Genomic DNA, 15,807 nt, shown 5'->3' on the forward strand with positions numbered 1-15,807 from the left:
AGGACCTGTTCCCGGGGTTGCGTCGTATCCGGTTCGTCGCGCCCGCTCAAGGCCCACCGACTGGTAACGCGCGCAACGATATTGCCACCACCCGCTCTCGTCGTGGTCGGGTGGCAGACAAACACGCCCGACGCCGGGCAGAAAGGAACCGCAACCGACGCGACCGCGACGAACGCGACCGCGCCGCAGGCCCACCACCCTTCTGACATGGAGGTGCGCGCAACCCACCGAGGGGTGCGCGGCGAATCATCTATCGTTGCCCCATGGCAGAGCTGTCTCGTCGGCGCGTGCTATGGGGCGGCGCGATCGTGGTCGTCGCAGTGGTTTTCGTCGTCGTCGCCCTGCTTGGGCGCGACGCGATCAACGAACGGGCGCAGGACGAGTCGCGCGCATCCGAGCGCTGTACCTCGATCATCCGCGGCGACATCGCGTCCCGGCTCGAGGCAGGTGGGAAGACTTCCGCGCAGGCCTCCTCGGCCGAGTTCAGCGATGTCACGACCGACAACAGCGGGCTGTCCATCTCAGACCTGAACGCATTGCGTGAGGCCGGCCGCGATCGATCCACCGTGGCCAACACCTGGCTGATCGCCGGCGACGTGCGCATCCAAGGCGATCTACCCAACGGGTCGGGACTGGGACCCACCAACACCTTTCGCTGTACGGCCGTGGTGTTCAACGACCGCGCTGTTCTGGTGGCGAGCCATCGGATCAACTGACATGCGGTCGAAGCGATGCGGCGATTGACCCCGAGACGCGTCGGCGTTCATCGAGAGCGAACGCTCAGCCACGCAACCGGCGCACCACCACGAACACTATCGCGCCCAGCACAATCGCCCCGACGATCGGTGCGACCCGCTTGAGCACCGAGCCCCCGGCATACGCCATCAGGTCGAGAGCCTCGGCCTCCTCCGGGGGTTGTTCCACCACACGGGGTTTCGACGTGTCGGGCGCAGCAGTTGCACTGGTAGCGGGCGAAGCCGGGGCCGCCGGCTCCGCGTCGCCGAGTTTCTTCGACAGGCACGACGAGAACTGGTCGATGATCTTGCCGCCCACGTCGGAGAGCATGCCTCGGCCGAACTGGGCCGGCTTGCCGGTGATCGCCAGATCGGTGACGACGCTGCCGGTGGTGGTGCCACCCTCGTCTTTGAGTGACATCGACACGGTGGCCTTTGCCGTGCCCTGCCCTCGCGATTCCTTGGCACTGCCCTCGATCACGGCGCGGTGCGCACCCTCGTCTTTCTCGATGAAGTTGCCAACACCCTTGTACACCAAGGCAACCGGGCCGATCTTCACCTTGATCTGTCCGGTGAACTTGTCACCGTCGACCTCGGTGAGCGTCGCCCCGGGCATGCAGCCCGCGACGCGCTCCGGTTCCACCAGGGCCGCCCACACGGTCTCGATCGGTGCGTCGACCGAAAAGCTGTGTTCCAGTTGCATGGTCAGACGCCTGCCGCTGCCACGACCGCTCGCCGGGTGAGCACTTTCGCCAGGTGGGTTCGGTACTCGGCGTCGGCGTTGGGATCGCTCATCGGATCGGTGCCCTCAGCGGCATGGTCGGCGGCCGCGCCGATCACATCGATGGCGGCCGACTGCCCCACCAGCGCCTGCTCCACGGCACGTGCCCGCATCGGCACCGCACGCATGTTGGTCAGGCCGATCGCGGCCTCGCGGATGATGCCGTCGTCGTCGACGTCGAGGGTGGCGGCCACGGCGATGATCGACCAGCTCTGGGCCACCCGATGGAACTTCTCGTAATGCGCCGTCCATCCGGTGTGCTTCGGAATGCGCACCGACACCAAGATCTCGTCGGGTTCCAGAGCGGTGCTGAAGATGTCGGTGAAGAAGTCCTCGGCCGCCACATCACGCTTGCCGTTGGGACCGACGACGGTCATCGTCGCATCCAGCGCGACGGCGACGGCACCCAGATCGCCTGCCGGATCGGCATGGGCGAGCGACCCACCGAACGTGCCCCGGTGGCGGATCTGTGGATCGGCGACGGTCTGCTCGGCGTCGGACAACAACGCCGCGTGCGCGACGACGAGAGAATCGGTCATCACGTCGTGGTGCGTGGTCATCGCTCCGACGACGATCGAGTCGCCGTCCTCACGTACGCCGCGCAACTCCGCGACCCGCCCGAGGTCGACGAGGGCGGTCGGCGAGTTCAGCCGTAACCGCAACACCGGCATCAGGCTTTGCCCGCCGGCGATCACCTTGGCGTCCTCGCCGGCGTCGGCCAGCGCGGAGACCGCCTCGTCGAGGGTGGTCGGGGCGAGGTAGTCGAACTTGGACGGAATCATTGGGCACCTCCCTGAGCAGACCGGGCTGCTTCGGTTTGAGCTGACTGGATGGCTCTCCACACCCGCATCGGACTGCAGGGCATCTCGACGTCGGCCACGCCGAAATGGCGCACCGCGTCGATCACCGAGTTGACGACTGCCGGGGTGGAAGCGATCGTGCCGGCCTCGCCGACACCCTTGACGCCGAGTGCATTTCCGGTGGCGCGGGTCTCGGTGCGGTCGGTGGTGAAGTGCGGCAGGTCGGGTGCTCCGGGCACGAGGTACTCGGCGAACGACCCGGACAGCAACGTGCCGGACTCGTCGTAGATCGCGTCCTCGTAGAGCGCCTGCGCGATGCCCTGCGCGAGTCCGCCGTGCACCTGCCCTTCGACGATCAGCGGGTTGATCACCGCGCCGATGTCGTCGACGCACACGTATTTGCGGATCGTCACCAGACCGGTCTCGGTGTCGACCTCGGCGGCGCACAGATGTGTGCCGTGCGGGAACGAGAAGTTGTCCGGGTCGTAGGTCGCGTCGGAGTCGAGATTCGGCTCGACGCCGTCCGGCATGTTGTGCGCGGCGAACACCGCGAGCGCGACGTCGGTGATCCCGACCGCCGCCTCGGTGCCCTTGACGGTGAACTTGCCGTCGGCGAACTCGAGATCGTCCTCGGAAGCCTCCATCAGATGCGCGGCGATCGGCCGGGCCTTGTCGACGACGCGGTCGGCCGCCTTCACGATCGCCATCCCGCCGACCGCCAGCGAACGCGAACCGTAGGTGTCCAGGCCGCGCGGCGATGTCTGGGTGTCGCCGTGCAACACCTCCACATCCTCGAAGGGCACGCCGAGCCGGTCGGCGACGATCTGGCTGAACGCCGTCTCGTGGCCCTGGCCGTGCGCCGAGACGCCGGTGACCACCTCGACCTTGCCCGTCGGCAGCATCCGGACCGTGGCGTTTTCCCAACCCCCCGCGCCATACGACAGCGAGCCGAGGACACGCGACGGTGCGAGCCCGCACATCTCGGTGAAGGTGGACACACCGATCCCGAGTTGCACCGTGTCGCCGCGGTCGCGTCGTTCCTTCTGCTCACGCCGCAGGCCGTCGTAGTCGAGCAGTTCGGTGGCCTTCGCGGTGGCCGCCTCGTAGTTGCCCGAGTCGTAGGTCAGGCCTGCGACAGTGTCGAACGGGAATTCCTCGTGTTTGATCCAGTTCTTCGCGCGCACCTCGAGCGGATCCATCTCGAGTTCGGCGGCGAGTTCGTCCATGATCCGCTCGATCGCGAAGGTCGCCTCCGGACGTCCGGCACCGCGGTAGGCGTCGGTCGGCGTCTTGTTGGTGAACACGTTGGTGCAGGCGAAGTGGTAGGCGGGGAACTTGTAGATGCCGTTGAACATGAACGCACCCAGAATCGGGACACCCGAGGTGACCAACCGCAAGTAAGCGCCCATATCCGCGAGCAACTCCACCTTGAGGCCCCGGACGCTGCCGTCGCGGTTCGCCGCCAGCGTCAGCTTCTGGATCTGGTCGCGGCCGTGATGGGCCGCCTGCATCGACTCGCTGCGTGATTCGGTGTATTTCACCGGCTTGCCGAGGCGCCGTGCCGCCAGCAGGGCGAGCACCTCCTCCGGGCAGACCTGCAGCTTGCCGCCGAAGCCACCGCCGACGTCGGGCGCGATCACCCGCACCTTGTGCTCGGGGATGCCGAGGGTCATCGCCAGCATCAGCCGCAGGATGTGCGGGACCTGGGTGGCCGACCACATGGTGATCTGTGTGCCGGTGGGGTCGACGACCACCGAGCGCGGTTCCATGAACGCCGGGATGAGGCGTTGCTGCCGGAAGGTGCGTTCGATCACGACCTCGGCGTCGCGGATCTCGTCGTCGACGGCGGTGCCGGTGCCCGCCTCGGCGGAGTCGAAGATCCACACCGCGCTCACGTTGGTGCCGAGATCGGGATGGACGAGGTCGGCGCCATCGGCGGCCGCTGCGGCGAGGTCGAGCACCACCGGCAGGTCGTCGTAGTCGACGTCGATCGTCTCGATGGCGTCCTGTGCCTCGGCGACGGTGCGCGCGACGACCATCGCGACCGCTTCCCCGGCGAACTGCACGGTGTCCACCGCGAGCGACGGAGCCGGCGGAGCCTTCATGTCCTCGGTGATCTGCCAGGCGTTCGGCAGGCTGCCTTGCTCCTCGGCGAGGTCGGCCCCGGTGTAGACGGCGACGACGCCCGGCATCGATCGCGCTTCTTCGACGTCGATGCTCGCGATCCGCGCATGCGCCATGGGACTGCGCAGCAGCGCGATGTGCAGCATGCCGGGCAGCACCAGGTTGTCCGTCCACTTGGTGCGTCCGGTGATGAGGTGGTCGTCTTCCTTGCGGACCCGGGCCTTGCCGATCTCGTGCTCGACGGCGCCCGGTTCGACGGTTGCGGTCATCGTGCACCCCCCGTCTCCTGCATCGGACGGCTGGTGTCCGCGCCGGCCGGCTGACCTGTGCGTTCCACCCGCGGCGATGCGTCGGCCTTCAACCGTTGCGCCGCATCCAGGGCCGCGCGGACGATGTTCTGGTAGCCGGTGCAGCGGCACAGGTTGCCTTCGAGGCCCTCCCGGACGTCATGCTCATCGGGGTTCGGATTCTCGGCGAGAAGGTCGATCGTCGACATGATCATGCCCGGGGTGCAGAAGCCGCACTGGAGTCCGTGATTGTCGCGGAACGCCTCCTGGACGGGATGCAAGGTGCCGTCGGCAGCCTTGAGACCTTCGACGGTGGTGACGTCGGCGCCGTCGGCCTGCACGGCCAGCACCGAGCACGACTTGACGCTGTGTCCGTTCAGCAGCACCGTGCAGGCGCCGCAATTGCTTGTGTCGCAACCGATCACGGTGCCGACCTTGCCCAGCTGATTGCGTAGATGATGTACGAGCAAGGTGCGGGGCTCCACCTCGTCCTCGTAGGTCGTGCCGTCGACGGTGACAGTGACACGCATGTTGGCCTCCAATGCGTTCGCCAAAGGTGGGCTGAGGGCCTGGCGAAGCCCTAGAGAACACTGTGCGCCTCCGCTGCGTGTCAGATGTCCGAAATCGCGGATCACGTGCTTCCGACGGGGGTTTTGGTGAGCCCCTCACGCCTCGCGGATGGCGGCGAGCAGCTCCTGCAGGGTGGCCAACGAGTGACCGGCCAGCAACCCGTCGAGATGCGGCAGTGCAGCGGCGATCCCGCCCTGGATGGGCCGGTAGCCGTCCATCCCGGCGTGCGGGTTGACCCAGAACACCGCTCGGGCCAGACGGTGCAACTGCGCCATCTGCTGGGCCAGCAGCGTCGGATCACCGCGTTCCCAACCGTCGGAGAAGATCACCACCACAGCGCCGCGCGCCACACCTCGGCGTCCCCATCGGTCTCCGAACGCCTGCAGGGTTTCGCCGAGGCGGGTCCCACCCGGCCCAGTCCGGCACCGCTCGACCGGCCGCCGACAGGGCCAGTTCCGGATCGGCTCCGCGCAGCGCGCGCGACAGTCGGGTCAGCCGGGTGCCGAGCGAGAACACCTCTGTCCCGCTCGGATTGGCTCGGGTCACGACGTGTGCGAACCGCAGCAGGGCGTCGGCGTAGGGGCTCATCGAACCGGAGACGTCGAGGAGCAGCACCACCCGTCGTGGACGGGTTGCTCGTCGGTGCCGGCTTGGGCGCACCGGCTCGCCGCCGGCAGCCAGCATGTCGCGCAGGGTCTTCCGGCGATCGACCTCACCGCGTCGTGCGGGAGCGTGACGTAGCGCCGGACGACGCGGCGGCATCGGTTTCAACGTCGCGATGAGCTCGGCGAGGTGGGCGCGTTCGGCCGCCGACAGCGTCGCGATGTCGCGATGCCGCAGCACCTCGGTGTCGTCGGCGGCCACCGCGAGGTGCGGACCCGACCCGCTCGTCTGCTGGGTGTCGGTGGTGCGCAGCGCGGCCATACGGGACGGTCGGGGTTGGGTGGGACGTCGCGTAGTGCGCGGCATCCGGTCCCCGAACCAGGCGTCGAAGGCCAGATCGAAACGGGGACGATCATCGGGATCGCGGCACAGTGTCGCCAGCCCCGCGAAGTACACCTGGTCGACGTCGGCGAGGTCGATCTCGCCCAGTGCGCGCACCCAGGTCTCCACCGTGTCCGTCGCGACCGGTAACCCCGCGTGGGTCAGACTTCGCGCGAAACCCGCGAATCCCACCAGTTCGCCGTTCATGCCAACAGTCGGTCCAGGCCGGCGCGCAGGACCCGGTCGGTGTCTTCGCGGTACTTCAACACCGCACCCAGGGTGGCCGCGGCGACCTCCGCGTCGAGCACGTTGCGGTCGAGTTCGGCGAGCGCGCGAGCCCAGTCCAGTGTCTCGGCGACGCCCGGTGGCTTGAGCAACTCCAGCTTCCGCAGTTCCTGGACCGCGCCGGCTACCTGCGCGGCCAGGGCGTCGGAGATGCCCGGCACGCGACGCGACAGGATGGCGATCTCACGGGCCAGCGAGGGGTGTTCGAGCCAGTGGTAGAGGCAGCGGCGTTTAAGTGCGTCGTGCACCTCGCGAGTGCGGTTGGACGTGAGGATCGCCAGCGGCGGGACGGCCGCCTGCACGTGCCCGAGTTCGGGGATCGTGACCGCGTTCTCGTCGAGCAGTTGGAGCAGGAACGCCTCGAACTCGTCGTCGGCGCGGTCGATCTCGTCGATGAGCAACACGCACGGCGCCTCGGTCAGCGCTTGCAACAGTGGGCGGGCGAGCAGGAATCGGTCGGTGTAGAGCGACGATTCGGCCGCATCGGCATCGAGCGGTCCGACGCTGGCCGCCTCGAGGGTGCGCAGGTGCAGGAGTTGGCGCGGAAAGTCCCAGTCGTAGAGCGCCTGCGAGGAATCGATGCCCTCGTGGCATTGCAGGCGGATCAACGGCAGGTCCAACGCTTGCGACAGCCCGACCGCGAGCGAGGTCTTACCGGTGCCGGGCTCCCCCTCGCAGAACAGCGGCCGACCCATCCGCAGCGCGAGGAAGGCGGCCATGGCCAGGCCGTCGTCGGCGAGATAGCCGGTGGCATCCAGCGCGGCCGCCAGTTCGGCCGGTGACCGGGGGAGGGGCGGTGCGTCGGTCATGACGCGAGCCTATGCCCAGGTGGGGGCCGAGGACTCGAACTCTTCGGAACAGCGACCTGACACGAAACCTGCCCACGATTGCGGCCCCAGGCAAAGCCGCCATCGACACATTGTCAACGGCGGCTCTCCCGAGGGCGCAAGTCTGGGGCGGTTTTCAGGTCTCGATTGTCCGGTCGGCGGGTGCCATCGCATTCGACGCGCGGACCGCCTCCGACCTCTGATGGACTGGGTTCATGGTGGGCATCGTCGCACGACCCGGCGACACTGCGGACGTATCGACGACTAAGGGTGCCCTGACCTCAGCAAACACTGAGGTTCCGGTTGACGTGCGGCAAAACCGGCGCACACTGGACGACGTCACACCACTGTGATCCAAACCACAATGGTGTCCACAGGATTAGAGGTGTCTGAATGCGAGACGTCCTGCCCACGCTCGCGGATCATTGGCGCAGAGGTGAGACGGTCGGGCTGACGACCGTGGTCGCGACGACGGGCTCGGCGCCCCGACAACCCGGGGCGTCGTCGATTCGCCTGGCGGATGGACGCGTCCTGGGGTCCGTGTCAGGCGGGTGCGTCGAAGGTGCTGTCTACGAACTCGCGGGTGAAGTCATGGCATCCGGCACTCCGAGCAGCGAGCGATACGGGATCGCCGACGACGAGGCGTTCGCCGTCGGCCTCACGTGCGGCGGGATACTCGACGTGTTCTGCGAATCCGTCAACCAGGAGACCTGGCCCGGTCTCGGCGACCTCGCCGACGCCGTCGCCGCCCGACGACCCATTGCGGTGGCCACCGTGACCGCCGGTGCGCACGGACAAGTGGGCAGCCACCTGACCGTCACCGCCGACGACGTGATCGGCACGCTCGGCGGACCGAACCTCGACCGGGCGGTCGCACAGGACGCGCGCGGCCTGCTGGATCTGGGCGAGTCGTCGACCCTGCGCTACGGGTCGGCGGGCGAGCGTACGGGCGACGGCGTCGCGGTGTTCGTCAACTCCTTCGCCCCGCCGCCACGCATGATTGTGTTCGGCGCCATCGACTATGCGGCCGCGGTTGCCGCGGCCGGTGCGGCGCTCGGATACCACGTGACGGTGTGCGATGCGCGCAGCGTGTTCGCCACCCGCGATCGATTCCCGGCCGCACACGAGATCGTCGTCGACTGGCCGCACCGCTACCTGCGTGCCGAGAACGCGGCCGGGCGTATCGATTCGCGCACCGCGATCTGCGTCCTCACCCATGACCCGAAATTCGACGTTCCGGCACTTCAAGCGGCCTTCGAAACTCCTGACGGGGTGTACATCGGAGCCATGGGCTCTCGGCGCACACACGACGATCGGCTGCGTCGGTTGCGACAGGAAGGCGTCACCGACGCCGATCTCGCGCGGCTGCATTCACCGATCGGCCTCGACCTCGGCGGGCAGACACCGGCCGAGACCGCCGTGTCGATCGTCGCCGAGATCATCTCGGCCCGACGCGGCGGCAGCGGCGTCAACCTGAACCGGCTCGCCGATCACATCCATCCCGACGCCGTCCGGTGATCGCAACAGAGGAGACATCATGCAGGTTCCGGCACCGTTCGAATATGAACGCGCAACCAGCGTCGACGACGCGATAAGGCTCCTCGGGCAGCTCGGCGACGAGGCACGGCTCATCGCCGGCGGCCACAGTCTTCTTCCGATGATGAAGCTGCGGCTCGCGACACCCGAATACGTCATCGACATCAACGATCTCCACGCCGAGCTCGGCTACATCCGCTTCACCGACGACGACGTCCGCATCGGTGCGCTCACCCGGCACTGCGAACTACTCGCCAACGAACCGCTGTTCTCGTCATTCCCCATCTTCCGCGACGCCGAGCGCGTGATCGCCGACCCGGTGGTACGCAACCGGGGAACCCTCGGCGGCTCGTTGTGCCAGGCCGACCCGTCCGAGGACCTGTCGAGTGTCTGCACCACCCTCGACGCGAGCTGCGTGATCCGCGGCGCAGACGGTGAACGGGTGGTCACGATGGCCGAATTCCACCGCGGCCCTTACGAAACCGCCGTCGAACAGAACGAAATGCTCACCGAGGTGCGCATTCCGATCCGTTCGGGCGGCAGCAGTGCCTACGAGAAGGTGGAGCGCCGCGCGGGAGACTGGGCGGTGGTCGCCGTGGGGGCAGCGCTGTGGCTAACCGACGGTGTCATCGCCGATGCCCGGGTGGGTCTGGCCGCCGTCGGACCCAACACCACCGGCATACCCGCGATCTCGGACGCGTTGCGCGGACAGGAACCCACCGAGGCGGCATGGACCCGCGCGGGTGAGATCGCCGCCGAATCCTGCGACCCGGCCACCGACGGACGCGGAACCGCCGACTACAAGCGGCATCTCGCCGACGAACTGACCCGACGTGCCCTCCGGCGGAGTGCCGCGCGCCTGGGCGTCGGTGCGGACGCCACCGCCTGAACTCCGGACAGCCCTGGAACAGAGGAGAATTCGATGCAAGTGACGATGACCGTCAACGGTGAATCGGTGACCCGAGACATCGAACCCCGTCTGCTGCTCGTGCATTTTCTGCGCGACACGCTCGCGCTCACCGGAACCCACTGGGGATGCGACACGAGCAACTGCGGAACCTGTGTGGTGCAGATCGACGGCGAACCGGTGAAGTCGTGCACCATCCTCGCCGCGATGGCGGGTGGGCACGACGTGCGAACCGTAGAAGGACTCGAACACGGCACCACCCTCGATCCGATCCAGCAGGGCTTCATGGAATGCCATGGGCTGCAATGCGGTTTCTGCACGCCCGGCATGCTGATGACCACCCGCGCACTCCTCGACACCAACCCGGACCCGAGTGAAGACGAGATCCGCGAGGCGATCAGCGGCCAGATCTGCCGATGTACCGGATACACGACGATCGTGCGGTCGGTGCAATGGGCGGCCCGGCATTCCGGTGACGAGGCCACCGACGACGTCACGGCAGGAGCGGCGCAATGACCATCACCACGCCCCCCGAACCGACCGCAGCGGACCTCGTCGACAACAACCAGAAACCCGTCGGATACGGGCGGATGCTGCGCAAGGAGGACCCGCGGTTCATCCGCGGGCTCGGCCGCTACGTCGACGACGTGCAGCTGCCCGGCATGCTGCACATGGCCATCCTGCGCTCACCGGTCGCGCACGCCAAGATCGTCGCAATCGACACCACCGCAGCCGAAGCGCTGCCGAAGGTGAAGGCCGTCATCACCGGTGAAACGCTCAAAGGCCTTGGCCTGGACTGGATGCCGACCCTGTCCAACGACGTGCAGGCGGTGCTCGCCACCGACAAGGTGCGCTTCCAGGGCCAAGAGGTCGCCGCCGTGGTGGCCGAGGATCGTTACGCGGCACGCGATGCCCTCGAACTGATCGACGTCGACTACGACATTCTCGAACCTGTCTGGGACGTCCGGACCGCGCTCGACCCGTCGGCACCGGTGATCCGCGACGACCTCGAGAACAAGACCGACAACCACGTCTTCGACTGGGAGACCGGTGACAAAGCGGCCACCGACGCGGTTTTCGCCACGGCCGACGTGGTGGTCAGCCAGGACATCGTCTACCCGCGCGTGCATCCGGCGCCGATGGAAACCTGCGGCGCCGTCGCCGATTTCGACCGTGTCGACGGAAAACTCACCCTCTGGTCGACGAGCCAGGCGCCGCACGCCCACCGCACGCTGTACGCGATCGTGGCGGGCATCCCGGAACACAAGATCCGCGTCATCTCCCCCGACATCGGCGGCGGATTCGGCAACAAGGTGCCGATCTATCCGGGATATGTGTGTGCGGTGGTCGGCTCGATCGTCACCGGAAAGCCGGTGAAATGGATGGAGGATCGCACGGAGAACCTGACCAGCACCGGTTTCGCCCGCGACTACATCATGCGTGGCGAGATCGCGGCGACCAAGGACGGTCGCATGCTGGCCATCCGCACCAATGTCCTCGCCGACCACGGCGCGTTCAACGGCGTTGCCGCCCCGGTCAAATACCCCGCCGGATTCTTCGGTGTCTTCACCGGTAGCTACCAGCTCGAGGCGGCCCACTGTGCTATGACGGCGGTCTACACCAACAAGGCGCCGGGCGGGGTCGCCTACGCGTGTTCGTTCCGGATCACCGAGGCGGTCTACCTCGTCGAACGGTTGGTCAATTGCCTCGCCTACGAACTGAAGATGGATCAGATCGCGTTGCGACGCAAGAACTTCATCCAGCCCGACCAGTTCCCGTACACCACCAAGACCGGCTGGGTCTACGATTCCGGCAATTATGACGAGACGATGCTCGAGGCGATGCGGATCGCCGACTACGACGCGTTGCTCGCCGAACAGGCGGCCAAACGCGAACGTGGTGAGTTGATGGGGATCGGGGTTGCGTTCTTCACCGAGGCCGTCGGGGCCGGACCGCGCAAGGACATGGACATCCTCGGACTCGGCATGGCCGACGGATGCGACGTGCGGGTGCACCCGACCGGGAAAGCCGTCGTCCGCCTGTCGGTGCAATCCCAAGGGCAGGGACACGAGACGACCTACGCGCAGATCGTCGCCGAAGAGCTGGGCATCCCACCCGACGACATCGACGTCGTCCACGGCGACACCGACAACACGCCGTTCGGACTGGGCACCTACGGCAGCCGCTCGACGCCGGTGTCCGGGGCCGCGGCGGTCGTCGCGGCGCGCCGGATCCGCGACAAGGCCAAGCTCATCGCGTCAGGCATGCTCGAGGTCTCGGTCGCCGACTTGGAATGGGAGAAGGGGACTTTCAAGGTCAAGGGCGATCCTGGCACGTCGGTGACGATCGCGGAGATCGCGATGAAGGCGCACGGCGCGGGCGACCTGCCGCCGGGTGTGGAAGGCGGGTTGGACGCGTCGGTGGTCTACAACCCCGCCAACCTCACCTACCCGTTCGGTGCCTACATCTGTGTGGTCGACATCGATCCCGACACCGCGGTCGTGAAGGTTCGACGCTTCGTCGCCGTCGACGACTGCGGTACCAGGATCAATCCGATGATCATCGAGGGGCAGGTGCACGGCGGACTCACCGACGGTGTGGGGATGGCGCTGATGGAGATCGTCTCCTTCGACGAAGAGGGCAACTGTCTCAACGGGTCGTTCATGGACTATCTGATCCCGACCGCCCTCGAAGTGCCGCACTGGGAAACCGGATTCACTGTCACGCCCTCGCCACATCATCCGATCGGCGCGAAGGGCGTGGGGGAGTCGGCGACCGTCGGTTCACCGCCGGCGGTGGTGAATGCGGTGCTGAATGCGTTGGAACCCTTCGGGGTTCGCCACGCCGATATGCCTCTGACGCCGTCGCGGGTGTGGGAGGCGATGCAGGGGCGGGCGCGGCCGCCGATCTGAGGAGTGTCCCGGACCACGAGAACAGGAGCAGGCATGCCATCGGAACCACGGCGCTTGACCGACATTGCTGCACAGTTCATCTCCGAACGTGTGCCGTTTGCCCGGGCGACCGTGGTGCGTGCCCAGCCACCGACCTCCGCGCATGCCGGGGATTTCGCCTTGGTGACCGCGGACGGGCGCATCGACGGCTTCATCGGCGGACAGTGCGCGCGGGAGTCGGTTCGTCTCGCCGCAACCGACGTCATCAACGCCGGCGAGGGAATGCTGCTGCGCATCGTGCCGGATGGCGGCGATCCGTTCCCGGAGACGCCGGGGGCGCGGGTGGCGGTGAACCCGTGCATGTCCGGTGGTGCCTTGGAGGTGTTCGTCGAACCGGTGCTGCCCGCGCCGATCCTCCACGTCGCCGGTGACACACCGATCGCCACGGCCGTCGCCGAACAGGCCCGTCTGCTGGGATTGGAGGTGACACAGCCTGATTCGTCGTCAGCCGCACTCGCCACGATCGTGTGCACGCACGGCGGCGACGAGGCCGGGCTGATCCGGTCGGCCCTCGAGGGTGGGGTCGGGTTCATCGGGCTGGTGGCCAGTCGCACCCGGGGCGCAGCAGTGCTGGATTCGATGGAACTGACTCCGGCGCAGCGAGACCTGATCCACACTCCGGTGGGTCTCGACATCGGCGCCGTCACCCCGGCCGAGATCGCGTTGTCGATTCTGGCACAAGTGGTCGCCGCCGTCCGGCGCGACGGCCTCCGGACACCGCGGATCGATGCCGACGATGCTTCTGCGGCAACGCCTCCGGCGCAACGGCACGAGGTCGATCCGATCTGCGGCATGACCGTCGTCGTCGCCGAGGACACACCTGGCGTCAGCGACGAATCCGGACAGCACTGGTTCTGCTGTGCCGGCTGCCTCGAAGCCTATCGCGCCCGGACGAGCGGCGACCTGCAGGCGATGAGATGACCGCTCCGGTCAGTCTGTTCGAGTCGCCCCGCGACGTCGTCGAACGCCTGGACGCCGTCGACTACCTGGCCGACGAGGGGATCGCCACCGCTCTGTATCTGGCCACCGCCCTGCAGATGCCTCTGCTCCTGGAAGGTGAACCGGGAGTGGGTAAGACGTCGGCGGCGATCTCGGTTGCGGCGGCCCTCGACACCGACCTGATCCGCCTGCAGTGCTACGAAGGTCTGGCGGCCCACGACGCCTTGTACGAGTGGAACTATCAGCGCCAGCTTCTGGCGATCCGGCTGTCCGAGTCACGGGCCGAGTCGATGTCCGACGCAGATCTGTACGCACCCGAGTACCTGTCCGAACGTCCGCTGCTGGCCGCGATCCGGCATCAGGGCCAGCGGCCGCCGGTGTTGTTGATCGACGAGATAGACCGTGCCGATGACGAATTCGAGGCGCTGCTTTTTGAGTTCCTCGGCGAGGGCGCGGTTTCCATTCCAGAACTCGGCACCATCCGGGCGCAGCGACGACCCATCGTCGTCCTCACCTCCAACCGCAGCCGCGAGCTCCACGATGCGTTGCGCAGGCGCTGTCTGTACCACTGGATCGCGTACCCGGGGGCCGCCCAGGTGGCGGCCGTGCTGCGCCGAACCGTGCCCGCCGCCCCCGAATCCCTCATCGCCGACGCTTCCGTGTTCGTGGGTCGGGTCCGCGAACTCGACCTCGACAAGCCACCCGGCATGGCCGAGGCGATCGACTGGGTGTCGGCGCTCATCACCCTCGGCGTCCCGGAATTGATGCCCGACGCGGTCCTCCCGACCCTCGGCACCCTCGTGAAGACCCCGGACGACCACGCCGACGTCGCCGACGCCCTCGCGCGGGGCGCCCTGTTGTGAACCAAATCCTGAGCCTGGTCGATCGAGCGGCGTTCGCCGCCGGGTTCACCGACCGACTCCGCCGCGCCGGTCTGGCCGTCGGTCAATCCGATGCTGCCGTGTTCGGCCGGGCTCTTGGTGCCGTCGACCGAGGTGTGCTGTCCGACCGGCAGAAACTGTACTGGCTCACTCGGATCGCGCTGGTACGCAAGCACTCCGACCTGGCCACCTTCGATGCCGTGTTCAACGCCGTCTTCAACGATGCGGTGTTCTCCCTCGATCCGGCGGCCCTGCGCGCCACCTCGACGGGACCGCGCGGCGAGCAGTCACTCGCGGTACCCGGCCCGCACGCCGCCGACGACCCGGACACCGAGGGCCTGCCGTGGGCGACACTGCCGCGGATGGCGGCGGGCGCGGACTCCGCAGACGACGAAGACGGCACGCCGGTGTGGATTCCCCGACCGAGCGCGATCGATTCGATCGCGCGGATTCCCTTCGACCAGTTGGACTCCCGGCAACTCGAACTCATCGATTCCTGGCTCGACGACGCCACCCAGCGCTGGCCGCGACGACGGAGTCGACGCGAGCGCGTGATCGGAAGCGGTCGGCGAATAGATCTGCGGCACACGCTGGTACGGGCTCGCCACACGGGTTGGGAGATCGCCGACGTCGCCTACCGGGGCCCGGTGTGGCGGCAGCGGCGCATCGTGATGGTCTGTGATGTGTCGCAGTCGATGCAGGCCTACACGACCGTCTATCTGCACGCGATGCGCGTCCTGTCGAGGCGTGGCCGCGCAGAGACATTCGCCTTTGCCACCCGGCTCACGCGGATGACATCGATCCTGGCGCGGTCGTCCATCGACGATGCGGTCGAATGGGCGAGCGAGAAGGTGGTGGATCGGTTCGGGGGCACCCGGATCGCAGCCAGCCTGGATGCACTCTTGCATTCGCCGCACGGACAGACACTGCGCGGGACGATCTGCGTGATCGCTTCGGACGGATGGGATTCCGGCGAGCCAGAGGTCATGGAACGGGTCATGTCGCGGATTGCGCGCCGCGCATTCACGGTGATCTGGCTCAATCCTCGTGCGGGCGTGCCGGGTTACGCGCCGCTCGTGGGCGGGATGGCGGCAGCGCTGCCGTACTGCGATCGACTGCTACCGGCGGGCACCGTCGACGACCTGCCCGCGGTGATCGCCGCCATCGCCGAGGCGCGTCGACGCTGACACAACAGTGGAAT

Annotated in this window: 13 protein-coding genes and 2 pseudogenes; 9 read left to right on the forward strand and 6 right to left on the reverse strand. The window is 67.5% G+C overall.

Annotation, left to right across the window (positions count from 1 at the left end; translation table 11 throughout):
* Together ACWDTF_RS17490 and ACWDTF_RS17495 are read left to right on the forward strand one after the other, a co-directional pair.
* Positions 1–206: pseudogene (locus ACWDTF_RS17490) on the forward strand (HNH endonuclease); the annotation flags it as partial.
* Positions 207–263: 57 nt separating this feature from the next.
* Complete coding sequence (locus tag ACWDTF_RS17495) at positions 264–716, forward strand: hypothetical protein (RefSeq protein ID WP_449754751.1); 453 nt, start codon at positions 264–266, stop codon at positions 714–716.
* 64 nt (positions 717–780) lie between these two features.
* Here ACWDTF_RS17495 and ACWDTF_RS17500 read toward each other — a convergent pair whose 3' ends face one another.
* From ACWDTF_RS17500 to ACWDTF_RS17525, 6 genes and pseudogenes are all read right to left on the reverse strand, one after another.
* Positions 781–1,437, reverse strand: a complete 657-nt coding sequence (locus tag ACWDTF_RS17500; protein ID WP_240855232.1) for an SRPBCC family protein — start codon at positions 1,435–1,437, stop codon at positions 781–783.
* A 2-nt stretch (positions 1,438–1,439) separates the two neighbouring features.
* Positions 1,440–2,297, reverse strand: a complete 858-nt coding sequence (locus ACWDTF_RS17505) for an FAD binding domain-containing protein (RefSeq protein WP_240855231.1) — start codon at positions 2,295–2,297, stop codon at positions 1,440–1,442.
* Positions 2,294–4,708: a molybdopterin cofactor-binding domain-containing protein gene (locus ACWDTF_RS17510; protein WP_433256971.1), complete on the reverse strand. Its 2,415-nt coding sequence runs from the start codon at positions 4,706–4,708 to the stop codon at positions 2,294–2,296. Before ACWDTF_RS17510 ends, ACWDTF_RS17505 begins: the two co-directional genes overlap by 4 nt.
* A complete protein-coding gene (locus ACWDTF_RS17515) occupies positions 4,705–5,256 on the reverse strand; it encodes a (2Fe-2S)-binding protein (RefSeq protein ID WP_240855228.1) in 552 nt (183 codons plus the stop codon). The genes ACWDTF_RS17510 and ACWDTF_RS17515 overlap by 4 nt, the downstream gene beginning before the upstream one ends.
* Before the next feature lie 135 nt (positions 5,257–5,391).
* Positions 5,392–6,487: pseudogene (locus tag ACWDTF_RS17520) on the reverse strand (vWA domain-containing protein).
* Positions 6,484–7,374, reverse strand: a complete 891-nt coding sequence (locus tag ACWDTF_RS17525; protein ID WP_240855224.1) for an AAA family ATPase — start codon at positions 7,372–7,374, stop codon at positions 6,484–6,486. Before ACWDTF_RS17525 ends, ACWDTF_RS17520 begins: the two are co-directional and overlap by 4 nt.
* Before the next feature lie 411 nt (positions 7,375–7,785).
* Between ACWDTF_RS17525 and ACWDTF_RS17530 the strand changes: the two genes are divergently transcribed.
* From ACWDTF_RS17530 to ACWDTF_RS17560, 7 genes are read left to right on the forward strand one after another with little or no spacing between them, the layout of a single operon-like run.
* Positions 7,786–8,910, forward strand: a complete 1,125-nt coding sequence (locus ACWDTF_RS17530) for an XdhC family protein (RefSeq protein ID WP_449754752.1) — start codon at positions 7,786–7,788, stop codon at positions 8,908–8,910.
* Between the two features lie 19 nt (positions 8,911–8,929).
* Positions 8,930–9,817 carry an FAD binding domain-containing protein gene (locus ACWDTF_RS17535; protein WP_449754753.1) on the forward strand — a complete coding sequence of 296 codons (888 nt, stop codon included), beginning with the start codon at positions 8,930–8,932 and terminating at the stop codon, positions 9,815–9,817.
* A gap of 33 nt (positions 9,818–9,850) precedes the next feature.
* A complete protein-coding gene (locus ACWDTF_RS17540; RefSeq protein ID WP_240855220.1) occupies positions 9,851–10,351 on the forward strand; it encodes a (2Fe-2S)-binding protein in 501 nt (166 codons plus the stop codon).
* Complete coding sequence (locus ACWDTF_RS17545) at positions 10,348–12,747, forward strand: aerobic carbon-monoxide dehydrogenase large subunit (protein ID WP_355278476.1); 2,400 nt, start codon at positions 10,348–10,350, stop codon at positions 12,745–12,747. Before ACWDTF_RS17540 ends, ACWDTF_RS17545 begins: the two co-directional genes overlap by 4 nt.
* A gap of 33 nt (positions 12,748–12,780) precedes the next feature.
* Positions 12,781–13,707 carry an XdhC family protein gene (locus ACWDTF_RS17550; protein WP_449754754.1) on the forward strand — a complete coding sequence of 309 codons (927 nt, stop codon included), beginning with the start codon at positions 12,781–12,783 and terminating at the stop codon, positions 13,705–13,707.
* On the forward strand, positions 13,704–14,588 hold the full coding sequence (locus tag ACWDTF_RS17555) for an AAA family ATPase (RefSeq protein WP_355278474.1): 885 nt from the start codon (positions 13,704–13,706) through the stop codon (positions 14,586–14,588). The genes ACWDTF_RS17550 and ACWDTF_RS17555 overlap by 4 nt, the downstream gene beginning before the upstream one ends.
* On the forward strand, positions 14,585–15,793 hold the full coding sequence (locus ACWDTF_RS17560; protein WP_449754755.1) for a vWA domain-containing protein: 1,209 nt from the start codon (positions 14,585–14,587) through the stop codon (positions 15,791–15,793). The genes ACWDTF_RS17555 and ACWDTF_RS17560 overlap by 4 nt, the downstream gene beginning before the upstream one ends.
* Positions 15,794–15,807 lie beyond the last annotated feature (14 nt).

The organism is Gordonia sp. NPDC003422 (assembly GCF_053588675.1).

What these genes read in the sequence shown, in the direction of transcription:
- ACWDTF_RS17505 (WP_240855231.1), bottom strand. Translation starts at nt 2,297, where the DNA reads ATGATTCCGTCCAAGTTCGACTACCTCGCCCCGACCACCCTCGACGAG.
- ACWDTF_RS17510 (WP_433256971.1), bottom strand. Translation starts at nt 4,708, where the DNA reads ATGACCGCAACCGTCGAACCGGGCGCCGTCGAGCACGAGATCGGCAAG.
- ACWDTF_RS17530 (WP_449754752.1), top strand. Translation starts at nt 7,786, where the DNA reads ATGCGAGACGTCCTGCCCACGCTCGCGGATCATTGGCGCAGAGGTGAG.
- ACWDTF_RS17515 (WP_240855228.1), bottom strand. Translation starts at nt 5,256, where the DNA reads ATGCGTGTCACTGTCACCGTCGACGGCACGACCTACGAGGACGAGGTG.
- ACWDTF_RS17540 (WP_240855220.1), top strand. Translation starts at nt 9,851, where the DNA reads ATGCAAGTGACGATGACCGTCAACGGTGAATCGGTGACCCGAGACATC.
- ACWDTF_RS17555 (WP_355278474.1), top strand. Translation starts at nt 13,704, where the DNA reads ATGACCGCTCCGGTCAGTCTGTTCGAGTCGCCCCGCGACGTCGTCGAA.
- ACWDTF_RS17550 (WP_449754754.1), top strand. Translation starts at nt 12,781, where the DNA reads ATGCCATCGGAACCACGGCGCTTGACCGACATTGCTGCACAGTTCATC.
- ACWDTF_RS17500 (WP_240855232.1), bottom strand. Translation starts at nt 1,437, where the DNA reads ATGCAACTGGAACACAGCTTTTCGGTCGACGCACCGATCGAGACCGTG.
- ACWDTF_RS17495 (WP_449754751.1), top strand. Translation starts at nt 264, where the DNA reads ATGGCAGAGCTGTCTCGTCGGCGCGTGCTATGGGGCGGCGCGATCGTG.
- ACWDTF_RS17525 (WP_240855224.1), bottom strand. Translation starts at nt 7,374, where the DNA reads ATGACCGACGCACCGCCCCTCCCCCGGTCACCGGCCGAACTGGCGGCC.
- ACWDTF_RS17545 (WP_355278476.1), top strand. Translation starts at nt 10,348, where the DNA reads ATGACCATCACCACGCCCCCCGAACCGACCGCAGCGGACCTCGTCGAC.
- ACWDTF_RS17535 (WP_449754753.1), top strand. Translation starts at nt 8,930, where the DNA reads ATGCAGGTTCCGGCACCGTTCGAATATGAACGCGCAACCAGCGTCGAC.